Here is a 25,449-nt window from a genome sequence, read left to right on the forward strand (position 1 = left end):
AGGCGGCGTTGACCGTGCGAGCGGAGGGCACCGGACCGGTGCGGATCATCACGATGGACCGGCCGGACAAGCGCAACGCCTTCGACGGCGAGATGACCCGCGCCCTGGACGCCGCGCTCAACGCCTTCGAGGACGACGACTCCGCGCGGGTCGCGGTGCTCACCGGCGGCGCGGACTTCTTCTCGGCCGGAACCGACATCCGCGCGTGGGCAGGTGAGCCCACCGAGCGCGGCGGGCCCTACGGCATCACCGGGCGCGCGCTGACCAAGCCGGTGATCGCCGCCGTGGAAGGCGCCGCGGCGGGCGGCGGTTTCGAGATCGCCCTGTCGGCCACCATGATCGTCGCCTCGATCTCCGCGCACTTCTCGTTCCCCGAGGTCGGCCTCGGCCTCATCGCCGAGTGCGGCGGCCTGTTCCGAGCCCCGCGCGCCCTGCCGCTCAACGTCGCCCGCGAACTCCTGCTCACCGGCGACCGGCTCCCGGCCCAGCGCGCCCACGACCTCGGCCTGGTCAACCGCCTCACCGACCCGGGCCGGGCCCTGACCGAAGCGGTGTCGCTGGCCGAGCGCATCGCCGCCCAGGCCCCGATCGCGGTCCGCGAAACCCTCCGCGCCGTCGAGGAGGCCCACCCGGCCGACGACGAAACAGACTGGGCCCGAACCGCTCTCGCCAAAACCCGAGCCCGCGCCTCCGCCGACGCCACCGAGGGCGTCGACGCCTTCCTCACCAAACGAGAACCCCGCTGGACCAACTCCTGACCTCGGTCCCATCCCGAGGCCTGGCACCGGTCAGCTGTCGTGGGTGGGGTTTTCTCGGGCGGCGAGTTCTGCTCGGGAGCGGATGCCGAGCTTGGCGTAGACGCGGGTGAGGTGGTACTGGACCGTTTTGCTGGAGAGGTAGAGCTCGGCCGCCACTTCCTTGTTGGACAGTCCGCGGGCGACCAGGCGGGTGACCGATTCCTCCTGCGGGGTCAGGGCGTTCGGGCTCTGCTCGGGTCGGATTCGGTGCACGCCACCGGCTTTGAGCTCGCGGTCGCAGCGCTCGACGTAGGTTGTTGCGCCCATCGCGGCGAAGCCGTCGCGGGCGGCGTTGAGCACGACGTCGGCGCGGGCCCGGCGGCGCAGGCGCCGCAGCGTCTGGCCGTAGGCGAAGTTGATGCGCGCCTGGTCATAGCGCAGCGGGAGCGCGCTGATCAGCTCCAGGGCCTCGTCGAACGACGCCGAGGCCGCGGTCACGTCGCCCCGGGCGCCGTGCAGGCGTCCCCGAGCGGCGGCGAGCCGGGCACGCATCGAGGCATGTCCGCGCTGCTCGGCGAGCTTCTCGTGCGGGGTCAGGAACTCGTCGGCCTCGTCGAGGCGGCCGAGCAGGATCAGGGCGTGGGCGTGCATGTCCTGCCACGGCCAGTGGCCCGGTGAGTCGGTGCTGGAGCTCGGCGACGGCCGGGTCAGCGGGTGCAGGGCGCGCAGGACCCCGTCGGAGTCGGCGCGGGCCTCGGCCGCGTGGGCGCGGGCGAGCAGGCCCGGCACGCGCATGATCCGGTAGTCGCCGGCGCCGGTGGCGCTCTGCAGCAGCACCGCCTCGGTCGCCTCGGTCTCGCCGCGCAGGGCGTGGATCGCGGCGGCCGTCCACAGCAGGATCGGGCCGGTGACCAGGATTCCGGTACGCTCCTGCATCTCCAGCGCCTCGCGGACCGTGGTCAGCGCCTCGTTCCACTCGCCGGTGAGGAACTGGACCCGCGCCAGCCACGCACGCGCCCACAGCGAGATCCGCGCCGAACCACCGAGAGGCGCTGTGGGAAGGGCGCTTTCGAAGTCCACCCGGGCGTCGTCGATGCGGTCGCCGATGAGGTTGATCCAGCCGCGCGCCATCGTGGCGCGCTGCCACTGGGCGCCGTGGCGCAGCCGGGTGATGAGCCGGTCGTAATCGCGCAGGGCCTGGGCGGCGCTGCCGGTGGCGGCCAGGCCGATGCCGCGGATCGCCTCGGCTTCGATCGCCGTCGGCGTGCCGGGGGCGAGCTCGATGGCGCGGTCGGCCCACAGCACGAGGTCGCGGCCGTCGTAGCGGCACAGCGCGTCGAGGACGTAGCGCTGGCAGATCAGCGCGGCGGTCTCGGGTTCGCGGGTGGTGTTGACGATGTTCCAGGCGCGGCGAAGCCGGTTGCCCGCTTCGGCCGCGCGACCGCGCACCAGCGCGAGGTAGCCGAGAACCGCATCCCGCAGCGGGGTTTCGCGGATGCTCTCGACCTCCGGGATCAGCGCGGTGGCGCGGAAGACATCACCGGCGCCGATCAGCGCGTCGACCGCCCGGGTGATCAGGTCCTGCTGGTGCCGGGGGTCGTCGGTGAGCCTGCTGGCGTCGCTGAGCAGCGTCGCGGCCGTGCCCCAGGCGCCTTCGGCGGCGCGTTCGCGGGCCAGCTCGTCGAGCCGGGAGGCGATGTCGGCGTCCGGGACGGGGCTGGCGGCCACCAGCAGCCGCAACGACCGCACCGGGTCCTCGACGAGGGCGGCGGCGCGTCGTTGCAGCTCGGCGCGCCGGGCCGGGCCGAGCTCGGTGAGCACGGCGGCGCGCACCATCGGGTCCGGCGGGCTGACGTAGGTCAGGCCGCGCGGGGCGAGCGCGACCAGTCCGGCCTCGGTCGTCTCGTCGACCAGCGGCAGCGGGGGCACGTCGAGCTCGGCCAGCGACATCACGTCGCGCACCGGGGTGTCGGCGCCGAGCACCGACGCGGCCTCGGCGAAGCGACGCGCGACCGGGCTGCAGGCGCGCAGGTCTTCGCGCACGCGGGCCTGCACGGCGGCGGGTGCGGGAAGGTTCGGTTCGAACTGCGACCAGATGGCGCGCGGCAGCTCGGTGAGCAGCTGCACGGCCGGTCGCGGTCGGCCCCCGGTGTGGCGGCGCAACCGCTCGGCCATCGACGGGTGCAGCGCGACCCCGTGCGCGGCCGCCAGCTCGCTGATCTCGGCGGCCTCCCACGGCGGCAGCGCGGGCGCGTCGGTGGCGATGCGCGGCAGCAGGTCCAGGACCTCGGCGGCGGCGCGCCGGTCACCGGTGGCGCAGGTGGCCACGACCTGCAGCGCGACCTGCGGGTGGTGGCGCTGGGTCGAGGCGAGCGCGCGCAGCGAGTCCAGGTCGCCGAACTGGGCGTCGTGGACGACCAGCAGGGTGCGCGGCGCGAGCCGCTCGGCCAGTTCTGCCGCCGTGTCCAGCGGCCCCGCTTCCGGCAGGTCGGGGAACAGCTGCGTCAGCAGCGCGTGCGGCCGGTCGAACTCCCACTTGGCGGCCGTGGCCCGCAGCACCGGGCCGTCGTGCCGGTGCGCGAGGTGTTCGGCCAGCGTGGAGCTGCCGATTCCGGGTGGGCCGCTGAGCAGCACGAAACGACTCCGGCCGCTCCGGAGGAGGTCCTCCAGAGCGGCCACGAGCTCGCCCCGCCCGATCGGCGGGTGCGCTGGTCCGGTCAACGTCCACCTCTTCGTGGGTCGGCGTCCGCCGCCGACCAGCTTAAGCGGCGCCCGGAGCGCCGGCCGTCGTCGCGACCGGCCTCAGCCGAGGTCGCCGCCGGCGACCGGCAGGACCGTGCCGGTGATGTAGGAGGCCTCGTCGGAGGCGAGGAAGGTGATGGCCGCGGCCTGCTCGTCGAGCGTGCCGTAGCGCTTCATCAGCGACGTCTCCAGCGTCTGGTCGATGTGGGCTTGGAACCAGGCCTTCTCCTGGTCGGTCTCGGGCGGTGTGCCGCCCCGGGGGATGCGGCGCGGGGGTGCGTCGGTGCCACCGGGGGCGGTGGCCGCGACGCGGATGCCGGACTCGGCGCACTCCAGGGCCAGCGAGGCGGTGATCGCGTTGATGCCGCCCTTGGCCGCCGAGTACGGGATGCGGTGCACGCCGCGGGTGGCGGCCGAGGAGACGTTGACGATCACGCCCTGCCCGCGCCCGGTCATCGCGGGGAGCGCGGCGCGGCAGGTGAACAGCGTGGTCATCAGCGAGCGGCGGATCTCGGCCTCGATCTGCTCGGGGGTGAACTCGGTGAACGGCTTGAACCAGATCGCTCCGCCCACGTTGTTGATGAGCACGTCGATCCGGCCGTGCCGGGCGAGCGCCGCCGCCACCGCGGCCTCGGCGCCGTCCCAGGTCTCCAGGTCCGCGGTCACCGGGTGCCCGGACAGCTCCTCGGCGAGGCCTTCGACCAGCGAGGACCGGTCGGCCAGCACGAGTTCCCCGCCTTCGGCGGCGATGCGGCGCGCGGTCTGCTCGCCGATCCCCTGGGCCGCTCCGGTGACCACCACGACCTTGCCGTCGAAGCGGCCCGGGGTGATGAACCGGGGTCGCTTGGCGGCCTCGGCGTCGGCCATGGCGCGCCGGGTGGTGACCTTCGAACGCTCGGCGTGCTCGACGATCAGGCGGCGGGCCGTGGCGCGGTCGCCGGATTCGAAGGCGGTGACGATGTCGAGGTGGTCCTGGGTGCAGCGGGGGTCGCACCAAGTGGCGTTGCGCAGCGTGGTCTCCATGTGGCCCTTGACGCCCAGGGCGCGGTAGGCCTGCAGGAGGTGCTCGTTGCCGGTGAGGCTGAACAGGTAGTCGTGGAAGGCCGCGTTGGTCTCGGTGTAGGCGGCGGCGTCGACGAAGCGGTCGCCGTCGACGTAGGGCACGGCGGACTCGGCGAGCAGCCGGTACCCGGCGAGCTGCTGGGAGGTGAGCCTGCCGATGGTCAGCTCCAGCGCGCCCAGCTCCAGCGCCTGCCGCGCCTCGAACACCGCGTCCGACTCGTGCACCGACGGGTGTTCCTCGCCGATCTCGTACCCGCCGGGCGCGGGCGCGACCAGCGGCTCGATCGCCTCCGCGGCCAGCACCTGCTGCCCGGCGATGCCACGCGCCTCGGCGTTCTCCCGCAGCCCCTCCCCAGCGTCGAGCTCCCGGGTCCCGTTCCCGGTACCGACCCAAATCCGTTGCCCGGCAACACGACTCGCCACGTCGATGTCCTCGGCTACGGAACGCACAACCCCACCACCCGATGCGGTCCGCTCAACCCGGGGAAAGATCTCCTGCCCGGCCAATCTCCGCCCCTCGGTAACGTTCTCCCCCAGCTCAGGAACGGTTTCCGGCACCCCCTCACTCTCGGTGATCGGGTTGGGGTGGGTGGTGGGGGTGGGGAAGTTTTCATGAAAACTTCCCTCCCCCTCGGGACCAGCCGCGGGTTCGGGAGTCGGGTCGGGAGTCGTGGCCAGGGCGAACTTCTCGTAGTAGAAGCCGGTCGGTTCGAAGCCGTCGTCGGCGAAGTGCTTGCGCACCGCCTCCACCATCGGCGGCGGCCCGCACAGGTAGACCGCGAGGTCTCCGCCGTGCAGGTGCTCGTCGCGGATGAGGGTGGTGACGTAGCCCTTGTTCGGCGCGGTGCTCGCGCTGTCGGAGACGCAGTAGTCCCACGTCACGTTCTCCATCTCGGCGGCCAACTGCCGCACGGTGTCCATCTCGACGAGGTCGTCGTCGGTGGTCACCCCGTAGATCAGGTGCGCGGGCCGCGTCGAGCCCGACGCCCGCATGGTGCGCAGGATCGACAGGATCGGCGCCAGTCCGGTGCCGCCGGCCAGCAGCAGCACCGGACGCCCGGCCTCGCGCAGGAAGAAGCTGCCGTGCGGGCCGGTGAAGGTCAGCTCGTCGCCGGGTTTCGCGCGCTCGGTGAGGTAGTCCGACATCACCCCGCCGGGGGTGATCTTGATGAGGAAGCTCAGCTCCTCCTCGTCGGGCGCGCTGCTGAAGGAGTACGACCGCGTCGCCTCGGTGCCGGGCACCGCGATGTTGACGTACTGGCCGGGCAGGAACGCGAGCTCGTCCCGGTCCGGGGTCTTCAGCGTCAGCGACATCGTGGTCGGCGAGAGCCGCTCCACCGCCGTGACCGTCGCCGGGAAGGTCGCGGCCTGCGTCTTGGCCACCGCCGAGGTGCTGGCGATCCGCAGCACCAGGTCCGACTTGGGCGTCATGCTGCACGGCAGCACGTAGCCCTCCTCGGCCTCGTCGGCGGTGAGCGCGTCGTCGATGTAGGTGCCGCCGTCGTAGTCCCCGGACTCGCAGAACGCCTTGCACGTCCCGCAGGCCCCGTCGCGGCAGTCCAGCGGGATGTTGATGCGCTGCCGGTAGGAGGCGTCGGCCACGGTCTGGTCCGGCGCGCAGGTGATGAACCGCGTGACCCCGTCCTCGAAGGACAGCGCCACCTGGTGCTGGGACGAATCCTGTTGGGCGACTGGGTGATTCATGGCCGCCTCGCTCAGATGTGGTAGACGTCGACGACGTGGTGGATGTAGTCGTTCTTGAGCACCACGGTCTTGCGGCGGATCAGCGGCGCCGGCCCGGAGAAGTCGATGGTGTAGAACGACGTCCCGTAGTAGGGGTCCACGGTCTTGTACCGGAAGTACATGGTGTGCCAGTTGAACCGCACGTCCACGATGTCGCCGCGCCGCTCGATGAGCTCCACGTTGCTGATGTTGTGGCTGGTGCGCGGCTCGGGGATGGACGTGGCGCTGGAGCGCTCGGTGCGGATCCGGAACACCCGGTCCTCCAGCCCGCCCTTGTTCGGGTAGTAGATCAGCGAGATGTCGGTCTGCGGGTCCTCGGTGAGCAGGTCGTCATCGCCCCACGAGGGCATCCAGTAGACGACGTCGTCGGCGTAGCACTCCAGCCACTTCTCGAACTCGCGGTCGTCGAGGTAGCGGGCCTCCCGGTAGAGGAACTGCTCGATGTCCTGCTGGGTGATCTGCTTGCTGCTCTGCTGGGCGGTGACGTCAGCGGTGACGGTCATCGGGACTCTCCTGGCGGTCGAAGCGGTCACTGGTCACGGGGTCACTGGGCGGCGCGTTCCGCGGCGATGGCGGCGCGCATGGTCTGCTGCCAGTAGCCGTGCTGCACCGGGTACAGGCCCTCGTCCTCGTTCTTCTGACCGGCCGAGATCACGCCGTGCATGCCCAGCGCCTCGGCGACCTCGTCGGGCCCGGTGAGCCAGTGCTCGGCGCCGCGGCTCATGTCGTTCCAGGGGGCGGCGGTGGCCCGGAAGGTCAGCTGGCAGGAGCGGAACTCCTCCAGGTCGTCCGGGGTGGCCATGCCGGAGGCGTTGAAGAAGTCCTCGTACTGGCGGATCCGCCACGCCCGCGCCTCGGCGCTCTCGCCCTTCGGGGCGATGCAGTAGATGGTGACCTCGGTCTTGTCCGGCGCGATCGGCCGGAAGTGCCGGATCTGCGTGGAGAACTGGTCCATCAGGTAGACGTTCGGGTACAGGCACAGGTTGCGGGAGCCGCGCACCATGAACTCGCCCTTGGCCTCGCCGTACTTCTGCTTGAGCTCGTCCATGCGCGGCCACAGCGGGCGGTCCTGCGGGTTGCCCGCCCACGTCCACAGGCACAGGTGCCCGTTGGGGTAGGACCAGTAGCCGCCGCCGGACTTGCCCCAGCTGCCGGCGTCGAGGGTCTTGGTGCTGTTCTTCGACTCGCCGGTGCCGCGACGGGCCGTGGTGGCCGCGTAGTTCCAGTGCGTGGCGGTCACGTGGTAGCCGTCGGCGCCGTTCTCGGCCTGCACCTTCCAGTTGCCGTCGTAGGTGTAGGTGGAGGCCCCGCGCAGCACCTCCAGCCCCTCCGGGGACTGGTCGACCAGCATGTCGATGACCGTGGTGGTGTCGCCCAGGTGCTCGGCCAGCGGCACCACGTCCGGGTTGAGGCTGCCGAACAGGAACCCGCGGTAGGACTCGAAGCGGGCGACCTTGGTCATGTCGTGCGAGCCGTCGCGGTCGAAGGTCTCCGGGTAGCCGGCGCCGTCGGGGTCCTTGACCTTGAGCAGCTTGCCGTCGTTGCGGAACGTCCAGCCGTGGAACGGGCAGGTCAGCGTGCTGCGGTTGTCGGCCTTGCGGCGGCAGATCATCGCGCCGCGGTGCGCGCAGGCGTTGATCAGGCAGTGCAGCTCGCCGTCCTTGTCCCGGGTGATCACGACCGGCTGGCGGCCGATGTAGGTGGTGAAGTAGTCGCCGGGGTTGGGCAGCTGGCTCTCGTGGGCGAGGTAGATCCAGTTGCCCTCGAAGATGTGCTTCATCTCGAGCTCGAAGATCTCCTCGTCGGTGAAGATCCGCCGGTTGGCCCGGTAGACCCCGGCCTCGCGGTCCTCGACGACGGCGTCGGCGACGACCGCGGCGACGTGGTTCAGCATCTCGGTCATGGATCCTCCAACTGCCCGGATCGACTCTGATCGCGGCGACCGAGGGGCCGCCGTGGCGTTGACCAAGGACGATGGCAGCCCGTGGCGCCGGTCACACCGGACAAAGACCTAGACCTGACCTAGGGTGCGATTCATCGATGGCGTGTATCAATCACGCGAAACCAGGTCTTTGTCTTCGATCAGCGCGCTGCCTACCGTGAAAGCGATCGGCGACGAGGACGAGAGGAGGCTCACCGTGGAACTCCGCCACCTGCGCTACTTCGCCACCGTCGCCGAGACGTGCCACTTCGGCCGCGCCGCCGAGCAGCTGCACATCGCCCAGCCCGCGCTGTCGCACACCGTGCGGCAGCTGGAGGACGAGCTCGGGGTGGCGCTGCTGGAGCGCACCACCAGGCAGGTGCGGGTGACCCCGGCCGGCGAGTTCTTCCTGGGCGAGGCCCAGCGGGTGCTGGCCGCCGTCGAGGAGGGGGTGCGCGGGGTGCGCCGCCTCGGCGAGGGCCGGTCCGGGCTGGTGCGCGTGGGCTTCACCGGCACCGCCGCGTTCTCCCACCTGCCGCACCTGGCCCGGGCCCTGGCCCAGCGGTTGCCGCAGGTCGAGCTGGAGGTGCGGGCCGAGCTGCTCACCGCCGACCAGTGCGCGCAGCTGCGCGACGGCTCGCTGGGCATCGGGGTGCTGCGCCCGCCGGTGACCGCCGACGACATCGACTACCGGGTCATCGAGGTCGAGCCGCTGATCCTGGCGGTTCCGGCCGATCACCGGCTGGCCGTCGAACCCGTGGTCTCCACCGCCGACCTGCGCGCCGAACCGCTGGTGACCTACGACGGACGGCACTCGGTGGTGCACGACGCGGTGCTGCGCAGCTGCCGCGACGCCGGGTTCACCCCGGTCCAGCAGCACCAGGCTCCGGGCACCGCCGCGCTGCTGGCGCTGGTCGCCGGCGGCCTGGGCGTCGGGGTGGTGCCCGCCTCGGCGCGGGCGCTGCCGCTGGCCGGCGTCGTGTTCCGCGACCTGTCCGGGTCGGCGTCGGTGGAGCTGGCGGTGGCCTGGCACCGCGACACCGACTCACCTCTGGTCAACACCGTCCTCGCCGAGCTGGAGGACGTCTTCCCGTCCGCACGAACCGCCGCGGAGGCCGGCCGATGAAGATCACCCGGGTGGAGGCGATCCCGTTCGCCATCCCCTACCGCAAGCCGCTGCGCTTCGCCTCCGGCGAGGTCCACGCCGCCGAGCACGTGCTGGTGCGGGTGCACACCGACGACGGGGTCGTCGGCGTCGCCGAAGCGCCGCCGCGGCCGTTCACCTACGGCGAGACCCAGGCCGGGATCATCACCGCCATCGACTCGATCTTCGGCCCGCAGGTGACCGGGCTGAGCCTGCTGGAGCGCGAGGTCGCCCACGCCCGCATGTCGCGCACGGTCGGCAACCCGACGGCGAAGTCGGCCGTCGACATGGCCATGTGGGACGCGCTCGGGCGCAGCCTCGACGTCTCGGTGACCGAGCTGCTGGGCGGTTTCACCGACCGGATGCGGGTCTCGCACATGCTCGGCTTCGACGAGCCGGCCGCGATGGTCGCCGAGGCCGAGAAGATGCGCGACAGCTACGGGATCACCACGTTCAAGGTCAAGGTCGGGCGCAGCCCGGTCTCGCTGGACACCGCCGTGGTGCGCGCCCTGCGCGAGGGGCTCGGCGACGCCGTCGAGCTCTACGTCGACGGCAACCGGGGCTGGACGGCCGCCGAGTCGGCGCGCGCCATGAAGGAGATGGCCGACCTCGACCTGCTCTTCGCCGAGGAGCTGTGCCCGGCCGACGACGTGCTGGGGCGGCGCTGGCTGGTGCAGCAGCTCGACGTGCCGTTCATCGCCGACGAATCCGCCGTCACCCCGGCCGACGTCACCCGCGAGGTCCTGGGCGGCTCGGCCACCGCGGTGAGCATCAAGACCGCGCGCACCGGGTTCACCCGCTCCCAGCGCACCCACCACCTCGCCGAGGGCCTCGGCCTGGAAGTGGTGATGGGCAACCAGATCGACGGCCAGATCGGGTCGCTGTGCACCGTGGCCTTCGGCGCCGCGCACGCGCTGACCTCCCGCCGGGCCGGGGAGCTGTCGAACTTCCTGGACATGAGCGACGACCTGCTGGCCGAACCGCTGACGATCAGCGACGGTGAACTCGCCGTCCGCCCCGGCGCCGGGCTGGGCGCCGAACTCGATCCCGACAAGCTCCGGCACTACCGCCAGGACCGCTGACCCACCCACCGCGAATCAAGGAGGATTCCCATGACCACGGCACACGACGAGGCCACCGCCGCGGCTTCCGGCGCGAGCGCCACCGAGCGGTTCAAGAGCGACAAGCTCCTCGGGGTGGAGAACACGCCGCCGGAGCGGGTCAGCGCGCTGGCCCGCGAGGTGCTGGAGGCCGTCCACAGCACCATCCGCAAGCACAAGGTCACCTACGACGAGTACAACGCGCTCAAGGCGTGGCTGATCAGCGTGGGCGAGGACGGCGAGTGGCCGCTGTTCCTCGACGTGTGGGTCGAGCACGTCGTCGAGGAGGTCGCCACCGAACACCGCGAGGGCAACAAGGGCACCATCGAGGGCCCGTACTACGTGCCCGACGCCCCCGAGCAGGGCTCCAACGGCGCGGTCCCGATGCGCGAGAACGAGCCCGGCACGCCGCTGACCTGGAACGGGAAGGTCACCTCCACCGACGGTTCCGCGCTGGCCGGGGCGAAGGTGGAGCTGTGGCACGCCGACGCCGACGGCTTCTACTCGCAGTTCGCGCCGAACCTGCCGGAGTGGAACCTGCGCGGCTCGTTCACCACCGACGCCGAGGGCAACTTCGAGATCCGCACGGTGCGGCCCGCGCCGTACCAGATCCCCACCGACGGGGCCTGCGGCAAGCTCATCGCCGCGGCCGGGTGGCACGCGTGGCGCCCGGCGCACCTGCACGTCAAGGTCTCGGCCCCGGGCCACGAGCTGCTGACCGCGCAGCTGTACTTCCCCGGCGACGAGCACAACGACGACGACATCGCCTCGGCGGTCAAGCCGGAGCTCATGCTCGACCCCAAGCCGGTCTCCGGCGGCGAGGCCATCGACTACAGCTTCGTCCTCGACCCCGCCTGATCCGGGAGGCACCGTGCTCTACCACATCCGGATGGACGTGAACCTGCCTGCCGACATGGATCCGGAGGAGCGCGCCGACCTGCTGGCCCGCGAACGCGCCTACAGCCAGCAGGCCCAGCGCGACGGCCACTGGCCGCACCTGTGGCGGGTCGCCGGGGAGTTCGCGAACGTCTCCGTAGTCGACGTCGCCGACCACGACGAACTGCACGCCCTGCTCTCCGGCCTGCCGCTGTTCCCCTACATGGACATCGAGGTCACACCCCTCGCGGTACACCCGAACAAGATCGACCAGTAAGACCCGCGGACGCCGGACGTCCACATCAGACACCCGGCGTCCCCCGGCGCACATCAGTGGGAGGGAAGTTTTCATGAAAACCTCCCTCCCACTAGGTAGACGAAGTTTTCATGAAAACTTCCCTCCCCCACCACCGAACGGCCCCCTGGAAGACCCCGGGACGGGTTCACGAATTCGTGTTCTCACCAGGACTTTTGGCTTCCGAGGGGGTTGGTGGTGGGGAAGTTTTCATGAAACCTTCTGTTCGTGGGGTGGGGGAAGTTTTCATGAAAACTTCCCCCACCCGAGGGGAATCGTGACCAGTCGAGCGGGAAACCCCTCAACGGTGAAAAGGAAATCGCCCGGGATCTCGTGAGATCCCGGGCGATTCCGCTTCCGCCGCCTCAGAGGACGTGGGCGAAGGTCACCGTGCGGTCCAGGAGCTTCGGGCGGACCCGGCCGGCGATGTGCTCGGCGTAGTGATCGCTGGCCGTGTGCGCGTCGAAACCGGCGCGGTCGGTGTAGCGCTCGTAGAGCACGAACACGCACTCGTCGTCGACGTCCTGGTGCACCACGTAGGCCTCGTTCGCCGGTTCCTTCAGGCTCTGCTCGCGGGCGTCGAGCAGACCGGCGCGGACCTCCTCCACGTCCTGGCTGGCGCAGGTGTAGCGGGCGATGACGGCGAAGGACACGTTCCCTCCTAGGTCGTTGAGCTGCGCCGATGGTAACCGCCCGGAGCGCGCTACTCGCGTTCGCGCAGCTCGCGGCGCAGCAGCTTGCCCGTCACGGTCTTGGGCAGCTCGTCGAGGACGTCGACCTGGCGCGGGTACTTGTAGGCGGCCATGCGCCGCTTGCAGAACGCGATCAGCTCCTCCGGTTCGGCGCTGGTTCCGGGCCGCAGGCTCACGAACGCCTTGACCGTCTCGCCCCGGTACGGGTCGGGGACGCCGACGACCGCGGCCTCGCGGACGGCCTCGTGCTCGTAGAGCACGTCCTCGACCTCGCGCGGCCAGATCTTGTAGCCACCGGCGTTGATCTGGTCCTTCTTGCGGTCGACGAGGTAGAACCAGCCGTCGGAGTCCATGTAGCCGACGTCGCCGGTGCGGAACCGGCCGCCGCCCATGGCCTTCTCCGTCTCCTCCGGCTTGTTCCAGTACCCGGGCACCACCTGCGGGCCGGAGGTCACCAGCTCGCCGATCTCGCCCGGCGGCAGATCCGCACCGTCCTCGCCGACGATGCGCACCACCGTGTTGTAGACCGGCACACCGACCGACAGCGCACCCGAGGCCGGATCGACCGGGGCGTCGGCGCCGAGCGGAACGCCGTGCGACGGCGAGGTCGTCTCGGTCAGCCCGTAGATGTTGTGGATGTAGTGCCCGAAGGTCTCCTGGAAGGCCCGCACGGTGCTCGGCGGGATCGGCGCCCCGCCCGAGTACACCTTGGTGAGGCTGGCGAGGTCGTCCTTCTGCGCGCCGGGCGCGTTCATCAGCGCGATGAACACCGTGATCGACCCGACGGTGAACGTCGCCTGCTCCGCGCGTGCCGTCTCCAGGGTGACGGCCGGGTCCAGCCGGTACATCAGCACCAGCGGCGCGCCGACCAGCAGCGACAGGGCCGCGTGCCCGATGAGTCCGGTGATGTGGAACAGCGGCGCCACGCCCAGGATCACGTCGTCGGGCCCGATGCCGATCCAGTCCCGGTAGGTCTGGGCGTTGAACACCACGTTGCGGTGCGTGGTCATCGCGCCCTTCGGCGGCCCGGTCGTGCCCGAGGTGTAGGTCAGGAACGCCACGTCGTCCGGACCGAGCGACACCTCCGGCGGGGCGCTCCCCCGGTGCCGGTCGATCAACTCGCTCATGTCGACCCGGTTTCCCTCGAAATCGGGGTCCCGGGTGACCCGGGCGAACAGGCGCTCGTCGTTGCGGGTCTGGTACTCCAGTTCCGAGGTGGTGATGACGGTGCGGACGTCGGTGTTGGCGACGACGTTGCGCGCGACGTCGCGGTAGAGGTCCTCCAGGCAGACCAGCACGCTCGCTCCGGAGTCCCGGAGGATGAGCTCCAGCTCGCGCTCGCGGTTCATCGGGTTGACCGACACCGCGATCCCGCCGGCCTTCCAGGTGCCGAGCTGGGCGATGACGAACTGCGGCACGTTCTGGGCGTAGATCGCCAGCCGGTCCCCTGCGGCGAACCCCGCGTCGGCGAGCCCGGCGGCGAAGGCGTCGCTGAGCTCGTCGAGCTCGCGCAGGGTGATCCGCCCGTCGAAGTACCGGATGATGTCGGAGTCCGGGTCGCGCGCCACGGCCGCGGCGAACATGTCCACGGCGTTGTCGTGCTCGACCGCGATCTCAGCGGGCTGACCTGCGGCGTAGCGGTCCAACCACGGCTTGTCGTCGTACGCGCTCACAACGCCTCCTCAACGGCTCGGGTTCCCCGACCAGGCCATACAGCCATCTCGACACCCCGAGCACAAGACGACCCACGACCACCGCCCGTCAGCTAGGGCGCTGGGCGCGAAGGGTGCCTTCGCTGCGGAGGGGGACAGTTTTTGCCCGAACTGCCCGGGCTCTCGCCCGTGGGCAGTTCGGGCAAAAACTGTCCCCCTTCAGGACCCACCGCCCGGCGAAGCCCTCGATCAGAGGTTCCCGAGGACGTCGTCGGGATCGGCGTCGAGGGCGAGGTTCTCCAGCACGGACAGGAGTTTTCGCCCCTCGAAACGAAAGTGCCTGCCTCCGGTCCTTGGACCGGAGGCAGGCACTGCCTTTGACTCAGCGGTCGACCAAGCCGCTCTTCACGTCGTCGAGGAACGCCGACCACTGGCGGGAGTTGAACACTAAAGTTCCACCTTCGCGATCCTTGGTGTCACGCACGCCCGCGAATCCGGGAACGTGCGCGGCTTCCACGCACGCGTTCTGCGTCTGCGAACGACTGCTCTTGAACCACTGGGCCTCCGAGAAGTCCGGCAGGCTCTGCATCGGTGGCGCCCCTCTCTGCGCTAGCTGTACTGCTTCGCCACCGCGCCCATCAGGTCGAGCGACTCCTTCGGACCGAGCGCGGCGGCTTGCAACCTGTTCCACAAGCTAACGTAATCGGCCACTGAGCCCTTGTCGTCCAAGTAGCGGGCGTCATCAAAAGATTCGACGTAGACAAATTCCAGGTCCGGGGTCGAACCTGGCGAGGAGATCGTCAGCATGGTGAACCCGTAGCTGATCGCACCCGCGTGGGTCTGCGCGTCGAAGGGCATGACCTGCAGGTGGATGTGATCCATCAACGCCAGCTCTTCGAGGTAGCGAATCTGGTCCTTCATGATCGCCGGTCCGCCAATCTGCCTGCGCAGACAGGATTCGGACATGATGAAGGCGGCGTTCGGCGGATTCGCGCCGGTCAAGAGCTCCTGACGCTCTTGCCGAGCCCGAACGCTCGAATCAACGTCACTGTCGTTGGCTCGCGGCGACGACGTCTCCAACGCTCGGATATAGGCCTCCGTCTGGAGTATTCCGGGGATGAGCTCCGTCTGAACCTGACGCATGTCGTTCGCGTCGGTCTCCAGGTCGACGTACATCCGGAACCACTCCGGGAAGACCGAGCGATAGCCGCCCCACCGACCACGGGCGCTGCGAGCACGCGCGAGTTCGATCATCCACTGCTTGTGCTCGTCGGTGTCGCCGTACTCGTTGAGCAGCAGGACCAGGTCGCCCTTGTTGATCCCGGACTGCCCCAGCTCCAGCCGGCTGATCTTCGTCACGGCGCAGTCCAGGATTTTCGCGGCATCCGCCTGCTCCAAACCTGCCGCCTGCCGTGCGTGGCGCAGCTCGTTGCCGAGCTGGAGCCTCCTGACCGTGGGGGTTGCCATCCAGTCCTCCAGGCTTCATGCGTAGTCGCGCTGATGTGTCTGCCACAGGTCCGCAGCTCAAACGATCACCCGATCCGGCAATCCCTGAACCTAGGAATGCATTTTTAGGATCCTATCTGCAATGCTTCCGGCGCAGGAATGCTGCAGCAGGAACCGAACGCTACTCGCCGTGATCATCTGGCTACGCACAGCCCCACCCCTGGGAGAAGCGATGACGAGAAGCGCAACAGCACCGGACGTGAGGTGACACGTGACCGCTTTCTACGTGCTCTTCGGGCTTCTCGTGGTCATGCCCTCGGTTGCGGTGATCTCCGACCTTCCGCTCGTTCGGCAGTGGTGGCTCATGCGCCGTGCGCGGCGCACGACTCGCCAAGTCTGGGCGCGATGCCCCGAAGCGCGACCGAACTGCGCGAACGAGCACCTGCCCGCTCCGGCACCACCTCCCCTCAGCCGGGGCAGGCAGGCCATATATCCCATCGCGGATCTAACCCGCGAGGAGCGCCGATGATCCTCGCCCGACCACGTCCCGAGCTTTTCGGTCCGATCCACCAGGTCGTCCACGTCTTCCCCACCGACCAGCGCGCCCATCGCGATCGACGCCGCGCTCTCTGCGGGTTCACCGCGCCCGCAACGCTGCTCGTTCCGGTCGGCGAGATCTCCGGCATGGGGTGCGAACTCTGCCTCGCCGCCATGCCCGCCGATCTGCTCCCCGGCGACGCCACCGCCGCGAGTCTGCCGCCCGCTCCCCCGCCGAACGCCGCCGGAAACCCTTACGCGATAGGCCTGCGCGGGGAACGGGTCCAACACCGGATCGCCGCGAACCCCGTCACCACGCGCTTCGAGGGTCGCGATGCCGTGATCTGCGCCTGCGGCGTCATCGGTTTCCTCGTCCGAGGCGAGGTACCCGCCGACTACGAGTCCTGCGCGGAATGCGCCCTGGAAAGCCCGTCAGATCGAACGTTTCCAAGCAGCGGATGACGGGCGAGCCGCCGAGCGCCCCAGGTCGCGGCGAGTAGGGCCGCGGCGGCAAGAGCGAGCCAGAGGAACGGGGTCCAGGTGCCTGAGGTGAGGGCGTTTCCCGCGGTGATGTAGGTGAGGTTGGCGGGGAGGGTGCCGACTGCTGTGCCCGCGAGGAACGGTGCCAGGCGGATCCGGGTCACTCCGGCGGCGTAGTTGATGACTCCGTAGGGGATGACCGGGAGCAGGCGGCAGAGCACCGTCGCGGTGAAACCCCGGCGCGCGAACAGGGAGTCCAGGGTTTCGAGGCGTCCGCGGCGCAGGCGGGGTGCGAGGGCGTCGCGGCCGAGCAGGCGTGCGATGCCGAAGGCGAGTCCCGCTCCGCTCACGGTCCCGGCGACCACGACGAGCAGCGCGATCGGTGGGCTGAACAGCGTCCCGGCGACGGCGGCCAGCGCGGGTCGGGGCACGAACACGAGTGCGGCGACGGCGAAGAACAGCAGGAACAGCCACGGTGCCGATCGCCACGACTCGACCTGCAGCAACGACGTCCCGGGGACCAGCCACAACCCGACGCCCACCGCTGCGGCGAGCAGCGCGAGCAGGAGCCACGACCGGGCCGTCATCGACCTTCCCTTCAGCACCCGTGCTCGCGGGCGGAGCACCGCGGGAAGGCTACCCCGGTGGGCTGCGACACTTCCCTGCCCGATGCGGAAGCCGACGCCGTCGCGGGGTGTTGAACCGCGTGCGCGAGGCGAGGAGGGTTCAATGCGGTTCGCGACGGTCGTGGTCATCGGCGGCGGGCAGTCCGGCCTGTCGGCGGCGTACCACCTGCGGCGGAAGGGCTTCGCGAGCGCCCTGGAGCAGTCCGAGCGCAGCTTCGTCGTGCTCGACGCCTCGCCCGCGCCCGGTGGGGCGTGGCGGCAGCGCTGGGAGTCGCTGCGGATGGCGACCGTGAACGGGATCTTCGACCTTCCCGGCTTCGCGAAACCCCCGATCGACCCGGACGAGCCGAGCCGCGACGCGGTGCCGCGCTACTTCGGCGCTTTCGAGGACGCCACCGACCTGCCGATCCTGCGGCCGGTGCGGGTCACCGCGGTCCGCGACGACGACCCCGACCTGATCGTGGAGACCGACGACGGCCCGTGGCGGACCCGAGCGATCATCAACGCGACCGGCACCTGGACCAACCCGGTCCTCCCCCACTACCCCGGCCAGGAAAGCTTCACCGGCACCCAGCTGCACACCCGCGACTACGTCTCCGCCGAGGACTTCGCCGGGATGCGCGTGGCGATCGTCGGCGGTGGCATCTCCGCGATCCAGCAGCTGGAGGAGATCTCCCGGGTCGCCACCACGTTCTGGTACACCCGCCGCGAACCCGTGTTCCGCGACGGCGAGTTCGACAGCGACGCCGGGCGCGAAGTGGTCGCCCACGTCGCCGCCGACGTGGAGGCAGGCCGCCCCAGCGGCAGCATCGTCTCCTACACCGGCCTCGGCTGGTCCTCCTACGCGCTGGCGGCCCACCGGCGCGGAGCGCTGCGGCGCCGGCCGATGTTCACCCGGATCGAACCGAGAGGCGTCCGCGAAGCCGACGGCACCTTCACCCCCGTCGACGCGATCCTCTGGGCCACGGGATTCCGGCCCGCGCTCACCCACCTGGACCCGCTCGGGCTGCGCAACGAGCTCGGCGGCATCCAGGTCCGGGGCACGCAGGTCGTCGCCGACCCGCGCATCCACCTCATCGGCTTCGGCCCGTCCCAGTCCACGGTCGGCGCCAACCGAGCGGGCCGCGAAGCCGTCACCGCCCTGGCCCGCCACCTCCGAGAACCCGCCGTCACCTGAGGTGTTCGGCGATCTCGTCGTGGAAGGTGCTGATCCGGCTGTAGCCGGTGACGGCCCGGGTGAGGCTGGGCCGCTCACCGCGCGGGATCATCATCGAGGTGACACCGGCGAGCTTGCCGTCGACCACGAGCGGACCTCCGCTGTCGCCGCCGGAACTGGTCACCCCGCCCTGCTCGTACCCCGCGCACACGTAGTGTGCCGGGTCGAACCGCACGGGCCACGGCGACCCGTGCAACGCCGTGTCCAGGCAGTCCTCGTCGGACATCAGGGGGAGCTGAGCCTGCTGCAGGACCGGCGTGACGGACTGGGCCGGTGGCAGCTGCGCCTGCTCCTCCCTGCTGATGCCCCATCCGAGCACCCTGGCCGGTGTCCCCGGCCGGTAGAGCACCTCGGCTTCCTCCGGGGTCGCCAGCGGGAGCGTGCGGTAGGGCATCGGCCGGTCCAGCGTCAGGACCGCGACGTCGCCGCCGGGACGCGGCTCACCGCCCGGACCCGGCGGCGGGGTAACCTTCTCGTGCTCGTAGATCGACACCACGTCGCGCACTTCACCGGCGCGGGAGCGCAGATCCGTCCGGCCGCCCACCACGTCGAGGGTTCCGGGCACCACGCTGTCCACGCAGTGCGCCGCCGTCACGACCTTGGTCGGCGTGACCAGCGCACCACCGCAGGAGTAGTGCGACGGCAGGTCCGGCGCGGCGTGCGGATCCGCGAGGAACACCATCCACGGATCGCGTTCGGTGCTGCCCGCAACACCACCGATCACCGCCGAAGCCGGAGTCGCGACGGCTCCCACCAACGCCGCTCCAGCCGCCACCGCACCCAGCAATTTCACGAGAGTCTTGGCCATGCACCGAAGATCGCAACCACCCGGCACGCCGACATCCGGAAGAACCCCGTCCTCGACCCGGACCACCCCGACTCGGGCCCCGATCAGGGCACGAGTTCGGTGAGGAGGTTCCGGACGCGGTGGTCGATGTCGTCGCGGATGGCGCGGACCGCGTCGGTGTCCTGGCCTGCGGGGTCGGCGAGCTCCCAGTCGAGGTAGCGCTTGCCGGGGTAGACCGGGCAGGCGTCGCCGCAGCCCATCGTGATGACCACGTCGGCGGCTTCGACGGCATCGGTGGTGAGCTTCTTCGGGAACTCCTGGGAGAGGTCGAGGCCGAGTTCGCCCATCACCTCCACCACCGCGGGGTTGAGGGTCTCCGCCGGGGCGGAACCCGCGGAGCGCACGGTGACCTCGCCCCGGGCGTGGTGGTGCAGCAGAGCCGCGGCCATCTGGGAGCGACCTGCGTTGTGGACGCAGACGAAGAGGACTTCGGGCATGGGAGTTCCTTACCGAGTGGCGAACCGGCGGCGGGCGGCGAGGGAGACGTAGACGAGCGCGACCAGGACCGGGACCTCGATCAGCGGGCCGACGACGCCGGCCAGGGCCTGGCCGCTGGTGACGCCGAAGGTCGCGATGGCCACCGCGATGGCCAGCTCGAAGTTGTTGCCCGCGGCGGTGAACGCCACCGTCGCGGTGCGCTCGTAGTTCAGGCCGATGGCCTTGCCCAGCGCGAACGATCCCGCCCACATCACCGCGAAGTAGGCCAGCAGCGGCAGCGCGATCCGGGCGACGTCCAGCGGCTGCGAGGTGATCGCGTCGCCCTGCAGCGCGAACAGGATCACGATGGTGAACAGCAGGCCGTAGAGCGCCAGCGGGCCGATGCGCGGCAGGAACCGCGACTCGTACCAGTCGCGCCCGCGCGAGCGCTCGCCGAGGCGGCGGGTCAGGTACCCGGCCAGCAGCGGGATGCCGAGGAAGATCAGCACGTTCTTGGCGATCTCCCACGCCGAGACCTCCAGCCCGGCCACCGGCAGCCCCAGCCACCCGGGCAGCACCGAGAGGTAGAACCAGCCGAGCCCGGCGAAGGCGATCACCTGGAACACCGAGTTCAGCGCGACCAGCACGGCGGCGGCTTCGCGGTCGCCGCAGGCCAGGTCGTTCCAGATGACGACCATCGCGATGCAGCGCGCCAGGCCGACGATGATCAGGCCCGTGCGGTACTCGGGCAGGTCCGGCAGGAACACCCAGGCCAGGGCGAACATCAGCGCGGGTCCGAGCACCCAGTTCAGCACCAGCGAGGAGATCATCAGCCGGGTGTCGCCGGTGACGGTGTCGAGACGGTCGTAGCGGACCTTGGCCAGCACCGGGTACATCATCACCAGCAGGCCCAGCGCGATCGGCAGCGAGACGCCGTCGACCTGCACCGCGTCCAGCGCGGGCCCGAGGCCGGGGATCCAGCGCCCGGCCAGCAGGCCGACGACCATCGCCGCGCCGATCCACACCGGCAGCAGCCGGTCCAGTGTGGACAGGCGCGCGGGGGCTTCCCGGACGGGCGCGGTCACGCGGTCACCGCCGAGGCGGGCGAGAGGGAGTCCGAAACCAGGCGCAGCGTCTCGGGATTCACGCGGTAGTAGATCCACGTCCCGCGCCGTTCGCCCTCGATGACCCCGGCCTCGCGCAGCACCTTGAGGTGGTGCGAGATCGTCGGCCCGGACAGCTCGAACGCGCCGGTCAGGTCGCACACGCACGCCTCGCCGCCCTCGTGCGAGGCGATCAGCGACAGCAACCGCAGCCGCACCGGCTCACCGATCGCCTTGAACACCCGGGCCAGCGAGACGGCCTGCTCGGCGCCCAGCGGCTCCCGCACCACGGGCGAGCAGCACAGCCGGTCATCAGCCTGTTTCGACATGCTTCTATCTTGACATCCATCGAAGCAGAGGAGCAAGGTGGTTGTTTCGACAGTCATCGAATCAGAGGAGCAGCGATGTCCCGTGTGCAACTGGCGCTGCGCGTCAGCGACCTGGAGGGCTCGGTCGCCTTCTACTCGAAGCTCTTCGGCACCGAACCGGCCAAGCGCAAGCCCGGCTACGCCAACTTCGCCGTCACCGATCCCCCGCTCAAGCTGGTGCTCCTGGAGGGCGAGCCCGGCCAGGACACCGCGCTGGACCACCTGGGCGTGGAGGTCGGGAGCACCGAGCAGGTCGAGGAGGCCACCGCGCGTCTCGACGCGCTCGGGCTGTTCACCGACGTCGAGGCCGACACCACCTGCTGCTACGCCCGGCAGGACAAGGTCTGGGTGCACGGCCCCGGCCGCGAACCGTGGGAGGTCTACGTCGTCAAGGCCGACTCGGAGACCTTCGACGAGACCTGCTGCGCCTAGGCGTCGAGCACCTCGTTGAGGCGGCGGGCCAGGGCGATGTCGTGCTCGGTCGTGCCGTTCCCGTCGTGGGTGGTGGAGGTGACGGTGACCTGCTTGTAGTCGTGGATGCTGATGTCGGGGTGGTGGTTGGCGCGGTTGGCGACGAAGGCCACCACGTTGGCCAGCTGCATCGCGCCGTTGAAGCCCTTCAGCGTCCACGTCCGGCTGATCGAGCGACCGCCGCCTGCCCACCCGGGCACGTCCTCCAGCGCGCGAGCCACCTCGTCGTCGCTGAGCATCTCGACTCCTTCTGCAACGGGGACGCAGGTGTGCCCGAGTCTACGTCCGGGGTAGCCGCGGATCAGGGTCCATCGCCCCTACCGGCCCCGGACGGGCCGCGCGATGGTGACCGCGCGAGTCGACTCCCGGGAGGGCACCATGCTGCGACGACACGAGCTCCGCATCCTCGGCGAGATGGAACGGCAGCTGGCCGGCGACGACCCCGCGCTGGCGGACAGGATGACCAGCACCCGCATCCCCTTCCGCGCGTGGCTGACCCGCCGCCGGGCCTTCGCGCTCGCCGTGGCGGCCCTGTCCCTGCTGTGCCTGGCGCTCGGCGAGGGCGCGGCGTTCTTCACCACCGCCCTGCTCGCGGCAGCGCTGCTGCTGACCCGGGACTGGACCTTCAGGAGCCCGTAGGCACCTCCCCCAGCAGGCGGATCGCGTTGCCGCCCCGGATCGCCTCGACGGTGGCGGGGTCGAGACCCGCCGCCCGGAGCCGGTCGACCGGGTCCTCGACGCCCATGTCGAACGGGTAGTCGCTGCCCAAGGTGATCTGGGTGGGGCCCATCGTGGTGACGAGGTGGCGGAGCTGGTCGGCGGTGTAGACCAGGGAGTCGACGTAGGTGCGCCGCAGCAGTTCGCTGGGCGGGGCCTCGGTGGTGCGGGCGTCGGCGCGCATCGACCACGCGTGGTCGGCGCGGGTGAGGTAGCTGCCGAGGTAGCCGCCGCCGTGCGCGGACCAGATCTTGAGCCGGGGGTGTCGTTCGAGCAGTCCGGAGAAGGCGATCCGGGACAGCGCCAGGGCCGTTTCCACCGGGTTGCCGACGGTGTTGAACAGGTAGTACGCGTTGAGCCGCTCGCCCAGGGTGCAGCCCCACGGGTGGATGAGGATCGCGGCGTCCAGTTCCTCGGCGGCGGCCCAGAACTCCGCCAACGACGGGTCGTCGAGCTCGATGCCGGGCGCGGCGGCGGTGGAGATCTGCACGCCCCGCATCCCCCGCTCCCGCACGGCGTCGCGCAGCTGCTTCACCGCCAGGTCGGGGTGCTGCAGCGAGACCGCGCCGATGCCGACGAACCGGTCCGGCCGGGCCGCGACCAGCTCGCCGACCGCGTCGTTGGCCAGCGCGGTGATGCGGTCGGCGAGCTCCCGCGACGCCCAGCTGTGCGGCAGCGGAACCGGGCTGACCGCCTGGACGTCGACCCCCGCACGGTCCATCGCCGCGAGCCGGGCGTCCACATCGGTCAGCTTCACCGCCAGCGACCGGATCTGCTCGACGTTGTAGGCCGCCGACTCCGGCCCCAGCGACACGCCGTCGATCTCCCGCTGCCGGGCCAACCCCGGCTCCTCGGCGATCAGCGCGTCCACGGCGGGAACCCCGACATGAGCGTGAACATCCACGGCCGGAACGGTTTCGGGCATCAGCTCTCCTCCATCGCCCGGGCGAACCGGGCCTCGGCGCGGTCGATCTCGGCGATCTGCTTCACGATCTCTCCCGGCGAGGACTCCCCCACGACCTTGCGCAGCAGCGGAGTCCGATCGAGCACGAGGTCGCGGGCGAGCCGCAGCGGTGCGGGGACGTGGTGGAACACCCGCCCCAGGACCCAGGCCTGCTGCACCTGACGGGCGGTGTGGGGTTTGCGCGGCGCCTCGAACGCCTCGAGCGCGCGCCGCACGGCCGCGGGATCGCTCAGGTCCACGCCGGCGAGCCCACGACCGAGGAAGTAGCCGTCCTCGATGGCCATGCCCGCGCCGTAGGCGGCGTACGGCGAGGTCGGGTGGGCGGCATCCCCGACCAACGTCGCGCGCCCCTTCGACCACTGCCGGAGGGGCTTGCGGTCGCGCAGCTCCCAGCGCTGCACGTTCTCCGGCGGCGTGGCGGCGACGAGCTGCGGCAGGGGTGCGGCGAACCCGGCCGCCATCCGGGTCGCGGCGCCGTGCGGGTCTTCGGTGAACTCGGTGCCGCCCGGGTGGGCCGACAGCGTCCACCACTGGTAGCCGTCGCGGCCCTCGTTGCGGATCGAGGTCCAGCTGGCCTGCACGGTGCGATCGTGGGAGATGATCGCCGCGCCCGGCTCGGCGGCCGGCTGAGCTTCGAAGGTGAAACCACCGATCACGTGCAGGTCGTGGTGCCGGATCGGTTCCTCGCCCCAGAGGTGGCGCCGCACGAGCGAGTGCAGCCCGTCGGCGCCGACCAGCACGTCCGACTCGACCTCCTCCCCATCGGAGAGTGCGAGCCGCACTCCGCTGTCGTCCTGCTCGATCCGGTCGACCTGCCGGTTGATCTCCAGGATCCCCGGTGGCAGCGCGGCGAGCAGCCGTTCGTAGAGCTCGGGGCGCAGCAGTCCGATGAACCCGCCGCCGTAGTCGCGCACCACCTGCTCCGGCAGCTCGACCACAGCCCGGCGGCGCCCGTCGGAGCGGCGGAACTCGGAGCGGCACGGCGCGCCCAGGTCGTCGGTGTCCACCCCCAGCAGACGCAGGGCTTTGATCGGCGGAGGCCAGAGGTTGAGGATGTTGCCCGCCGGTCGCGCCCGCGGGTAGCGCTCCAGGATCCGGACCTCGTGCCCGGCCTGGTGCAGCGACAACGCCGCAGCCATTCCCGCCGGACCACCGCCGATGACGGCCACCCGCCCCGGTTTCGTGTTCGCCATCTGTTCGCTCCTCGTCGAGCGGGCGCCCGCCGCGCGTTCAGCGCGTGCCGGTGGTGTTGTCGCCGAAGAAGTCGCGGACGTTCTCGTCGGCGAGGGCCTCGTCGTTCTTGGCGGCGGCCTCGCCGGCCGGCAGCGGCCAGGCCTCGTGGAAGCCCTCCGGTGCCTCGACGTTGCGCCAGATGCTCTGCCCGGGGTTGCCGCCCGCGGCCTGGTAGGTGGTGGTCTCCCAGTCGGGCATGGTGTTGAGCCAGCCGCCGGAGTTGATCTCCATCCGGAACCCGCCGGGCTCGCGGACGTAGAGGTAGGTGATCTCGTCGATGCCGTGCACGCCCGGCCCGAACTCGATGGGCGTGTCGTTGGCCAGGAACACCTCGGCGGCCCGCTCCACGTCCTGGCGCTGGTCGACGCGGAAGGCGATGTGGTGCGCGCGCCCGGTCATGCCGCTGAAGTCCGGCACCAGCGCGAGGTCGTGCGAGGAGCGAATCCCGTTGCAGGTCAACGTGGAGAACACCGCGAAGCCCGGCTCGACCTCGGTCTGGGCGGTGTGGCGGGCGCCGAGGCGCTTGTAGAAGTCGATGTCGCCGCGCATGTTCTGCGTCGGCATCGTCACGTGGTCGAGGTAGCGGGCGCCGATGCCCTTGCCGGAGAAGCGCTGCGGCCGGTTCTTGATCACCGGGTCCTGCTTCTCCGGCGGCGCCTGGTAGCGCTCGACGTCCCAGAACACCTCGTGCAGGTGGCGGCCGTGCGGCGCGCGGTACTGGTAGGTGGCGCCGTGACCCTCCCAGTCGTCGACCCAGCCCACGGCCTCCTCGGTGTCGGCGAGCCGCTGGGCGACGAGCTCCGGGTCACCGGGACCGTAGGTGCGCCAGCCGATCCGGCCCACGCCGGGCTCGCGGCCCTCGGTGATGATGAGGCTGGAGTGCAGCCACTCCGCCCAGCCGCGCAGGTAGACCGACTGGCCCTCGCGGGTGGTCTCCTCCAGGCCGAAGACCTCCTTCATCCACTCCACGGTCTCGGCGGGCTTCGGGCTGATCAGCTCGACGTGCGCGAGCTGCGACAACAGGATCTCCGACATCGAACGCTCCTCGGGGAGAAGGGGT

At 70.7% G+C, this 25,449-nt stretch carries 26 protein-coding genes; 9 read left to right on the forward strand and 17 right to left on the reverse strand.

What is annotated here, in order from left to right:
- The first annotated feature begins 14 nt into the window (after nt 1-14).
- Entirely contained in the window at nt 15-758 is a 744-nt protein-coding gene (locus tag BM424_RS27525) for an enoyl-CoA hydratase-related protein (protein ID WP_245776176.1), read from the forward strand.
- 30 nt (nt 759-788) lie between these two features.
- Here BM424_RS27525 and BM424_RS27530 read toward each other — a convergent pair whose 3' ends face one another.
- From BM424_RS27530 to benA, 4 genes are all read right to left on the reverse strand, one after another.
- Nucleotides 789-3,458 (reverse strand): helix-turn-helix transcriptional regulator, encoded by a 2,670-nt coding sequence (locus BM424_RS27530; RefSeq protein WP_093424035.1) that lies wholly within the window; start codon nt 3,456-3,458, stop codon nt 789-791.
- An 81-nt stretch (nt 3,459-3,539) separates the two neighbouring features.
- On the reverse strand, nt 3,540-6,245 hold the full coding sequence (gene benC / locus BM424_RS27535; RefSeq protein ID WP_093424037.1) for a benzoate 1,2-dioxygenase electron transfer component BenC: 2,706 nt from the start codon (nt 6,243-6,245) through the stop codon (nt 3,540-3,542).
- Nucleotides 6,246-6,256: 11 nt separating this feature from the next.
- Entirely contained in the window at nt 6,257-6,787 is a 531-nt protein-coding gene (gene benB / locus BM424_RS27540; protein ID WP_093424039.1) for a benzoate 1,2-dioxygenase small subunit, read from the reverse strand.
- Nucleotides 6,788-6,828: 41 nt separating this feature from the next.
- Nucleotides 6,829-8,187, reverse strand: coding sequence for a benzoate 1,2-dioxygenase large subunit (gene benA / locus BM424_RS27545; RefSeq protein ID WP_093424041.1), 1,359 nt, complete (start codon nt 8,185-8,187; stop codon nt 6,829-6,831).
- 235 nt (nt 8,188-8,422) lie between these two features.
- On the opposite strand from benA, the gene BM424_RS27550 reads away from it, so the two are divergent.
- Genes BM424_RS27550 through catC form a run of 4 tightly spaced genes read left to right on the forward strand, consistent with a single transcriptional unit; the run spans nt 8,423 to nt 11,602 of the window.
- Nucleotides 8,423-9,331, forward strand: coding sequence for a LysR substrate-binding domain-containing protein (locus BM424_RS27550; RefSeq protein ID WP_093424043.1), 909 nt, complete (start codon nt 8,423-8,425; stop codon nt 9,329-9,331).
- Complete coding sequence (locus BM424_RS27555) at nt 9,328-10,431, forward strand: mandelate racemase/muconate lactonizing enzyme family protein (protein ID WP_093424045.1); 1,104 nt, start codon at nt 9,328-9,330, stop codon at nt 10,429-10,431. The genes BM424_RS27550 and BM424_RS27555 overlap by 4 nt, the downstream gene beginning before the upstream one ends.
- Before the next feature lie 30 nt (nt 10,432-10,461).
- Nucleotides 10,462-11,307: a catechol 1,2-dioxygenase gene (gene catA / locus BM424_RS27560; protein ID WP_093424047.1), complete on the forward strand. Its 846-nt coding sequence runs from the start codon at nt 10,462-10,464 to the stop codon at nt 11,305-11,307.
- A gap of 13 nt (nt 11,308-11,320) precedes the next feature.
- Nucleotides 11,321-11,602 (forward strand): muconolactone Delta-isomerase, encoded by a 282-nt coding sequence (gene catC, locus BM424_RS27565; protein WP_093424049.1) that lies wholly within the window; start codon nt 11,321-11,323, stop codon nt 11,600-11,602.
- A gap of 383 nt (nt 11,603-11,985) precedes the next feature.
- Here the strand turns inward: catC and BM424_RS27570 are convergent, their stop codons facing one another.
- The 4 genes from BM424_RS27570 to BM424_RS27585 all read right to left on the reverse strand — a co-directional run bounded on the left by BM424_RS27570 (nt 11,986) and on the right by BM424_RS27585 (nt 15,431).
- Nucleotides 11,986-12,273, reverse strand: a complete 288-nt coding sequence (locus tag BM424_RS27570) for a putative quinol monooxygenase (RefSeq protein ID WP_093424052.1) — start codon at nt 12,271-12,273, stop codon at nt 11,986-11,988.
- A 50-nt stretch (nt 12,274-12,323) separates the two neighbouring features.
- Nucleotides 12,324-13,985 (reverse strand): class I adenylate-forming enzyme family protein, encoded by a 1,662-nt coding sequence (locus BM424_RS27575; RefSeq protein ID WP_093424055.1) that lies wholly within the window; start codon nt 13,983-13,985, stop codon nt 12,324-12,326.
- A 361-nt stretch (nt 13,986-14,346) separates the two neighbouring features.
- A complete protein-coding gene (locus BM424_RS27580; protein WP_093424058.1) occupies nt 14,347-14,553 on the reverse strand; it encodes a DUF397 domain-containing protein in 207 nt (68 codons plus the stop codon).
- Nucleotides 14,554-14,573: 20 nt separating this feature from the next.
- Nucleotides 14,574-15,431, reverse strand: coding sequence for a helix-turn-helix domain-containing protein (locus BM424_RS27585; RefSeq protein WP_093424061.1), 858 nt, complete (start codon nt 15,429-15,431; stop codon nt 14,574-14,576).
- Between the two features lie 504 nt (nt 15,432-15,935).
- Between BM424_RS27585 and BM424_RS28620 the strand changes: the two genes are divergently transcribed.
- Nucleotides 15,936-16,409, forward strand: a complete 474-nt coding sequence (locus BM424_RS28620) for a hypothetical protein (protein WP_139274187.1) — start codon at nt 15,936-15,938, stop codon at nt 16,407-16,409.
- On the opposite strand, the gene BM424_RS27590 is transcribed toward BM424_RS28620, so the two are convergent.
- Complete coding sequence (locus BM424_RS27590) at nt 16,343-17,014, reverse strand: TVP38/TMEM64 family protein (protein ID WP_093424064.1); 672 nt, start codon at nt 17,012-17,014, stop codon at nt 16,343-16,345. The two genes, BM424_RS28620 and BM424_RS27590, sit on opposite strands and share 67 nt — an antisense overlap.
- Before the next feature lie 142 nt (nt 17,015-17,156).
- On the opposite strand from BM424_RS27590, the gene BM424_RS27595 reads away from it, so the two are divergent.
- Nucleotides 17,157-18,230 carry an NAD(P)-binding domain-containing protein gene (locus BM424_RS27595; RefSeq protein WP_093424066.1) on the forward strand — a complete coding sequence of 358 codons (1,074 nt, stop codon included), beginning with the start codon at nt 17,157-17,159 and terminating at the stop codon, nt 18,228-18,230.
- Here the strand turns inward: BM424_RS27595 and BM424_RS27600 are convergent.
- The 4 genes from BM424_RS27600 to BM424_RS27615 all read right to left on the reverse strand — a co-directional run bounded on the left by BM424_RS27600 (nt 18,223) and on the right by BM424_RS27615 (nt 20,965).
- Nucleotides 18,223-19,077 carry a S1 family peptidase gene (locus BM424_RS27600; RefSeq protein WP_093424069.1) on the reverse strand — a complete coding sequence of 285 codons (855 nt, stop codon included), beginning with the start codon at nt 19,075-19,077 and terminating at the stop codon, nt 18,223-18,225. The genes BM424_RS27595 and BM424_RS27600 overlap by 8 nt on opposite strands.
- A gap of 83 nt (nt 19,078-19,160) precedes the next feature.
- Nucleotides 19,161-19,553 (reverse strand): arsenate reductase ArsC, encoded by a 393-nt coding sequence (locus BM424_RS27605; RefSeq protein WP_093424072.1) that lies wholly within the window; start codon nt 19,551-19,553, stop codon nt 19,161-19,163.
- A 9-nt stretch (nt 19,554-19,562) separates the two neighbouring features.
- Nucleotides 19,563-20,618 carry an ACR3 family arsenite efflux transporter gene (arsB, locus tag BM424_RS27610; RefSeq protein ID WP_093424075.1) on the reverse strand — a complete coding sequence of 352 codons (1,056 nt, stop codon included), beginning with the start codon at nt 20,616-20,618 and terminating at the stop codon, nt 19,563-19,565.
- Complete coding sequence (locus tag BM424_RS27615; RefSeq protein WP_093424078.1) at nt 20,615-20,965, reverse strand: ArsR/SmtB family transcription factor; 351 nt, start codon at nt 20,963-20,965, stop codon at nt 20,615-20,617. Before BM424_RS27615 ends, arsB begins: the two co-directional genes overlap by 4 nt.
- Before the next feature lie 75 nt (nt 20,966-21,040).
- Between BM424_RS27615 and BM424_RS27620 the strand changes: the two genes are divergently transcribed.
- Nucleotides 21,041-21,436, forward strand: a complete 396-nt coding sequence (locus BM424_RS27620) for an ArsI/CadI family heavy metal resistance metalloenzyme (protein ID WP_093424081.1) — start codon at nt 21,041-21,043, stop codon at nt 21,434-21,436.
- Here the strand turns inward: BM424_RS27620 and BM424_RS27625 are convergent.
- A complete protein-coding gene (locus tag BM424_RS27625) occupies nt 21,433-21,714 on the reverse strand; it encodes a 4a-hydroxytetrahydrobiopterin dehydratase (RefSeq protein WP_093424084.1) in 282 nt (93 codons plus the stop codon). The genes BM424_RS27620 and BM424_RS27625 overlap by 4 nt on opposite strands.
- Before the next feature lie 139 nt (nt 21,715-21,853).
- Between BM424_RS27625 and BM424_RS27630 the strand changes: the two genes are divergently transcribed.
- On the forward strand, nt 21,854-22,114 hold the full coding sequence (locus BM424_RS27630) for a DUF3040 domain-containing protein (protein ID WP_175548292.1): 261 nt from the start codon (nt 21,854-21,856) through the stop codon (nt 22,112-22,114).
- Here BM424_RS27630 and BM424_RS27635 read toward each other — a convergent pair.
- From BM424_RS27635 to BM424_RS27645, 3 genes are read right to left on the reverse strand one after another with little or no spacing between them, the layout of a single operon-like run.
- A complete protein-coding gene (locus BM424_RS27635) occupies nt 22,101-23,117 on the reverse strand; it encodes an amidohydrolase family protein (protein ID WP_093424090.1) in 1,017 nt (338 codons plus the stop codon). The genes BM424_RS27630 and BM424_RS27635 overlap by 14 nt on opposite strands.
- Nucleotides 23,117-24,349 carry an FAD-dependent oxidoreductase gene (locus BM424_RS27640; RefSeq protein ID WP_093424093.1) on the reverse strand — a complete coding sequence of 411 codons (1,233 nt, stop codon included), beginning with the start codon at nt 24,347-24,349 and terminating at the stop codon, nt 23,117-23,119. Before BM424_RS27640 ends, BM424_RS27635 begins: the two co-directional genes overlap by 1 nt.
- 37 nt (nt 24,350-24,386) lie before the next feature.
- Complete coding sequence (locus BM424_RS27645; protein ID WP_093424096.1) at nt 24,387-25,424, reverse strand: VOC family protein; 1,038 nt, start codon at nt 25,422-25,424, stop codon at nt 24,387-24,389.
- Between the last annotated feature and the right edge of the window lie 25 nt (nt 25,425-25,449).

This window comes from Saccharopolyspora flava, assembly GCF_900116135.1.
Taxonomy (GTDB): domain Bacteria; phylum Actinomycetota; class Actinomycetes; order Mycobacteriales; family Pseudonocardiaceae; genus Saccharopolyspora; species Saccharopolyspora flava.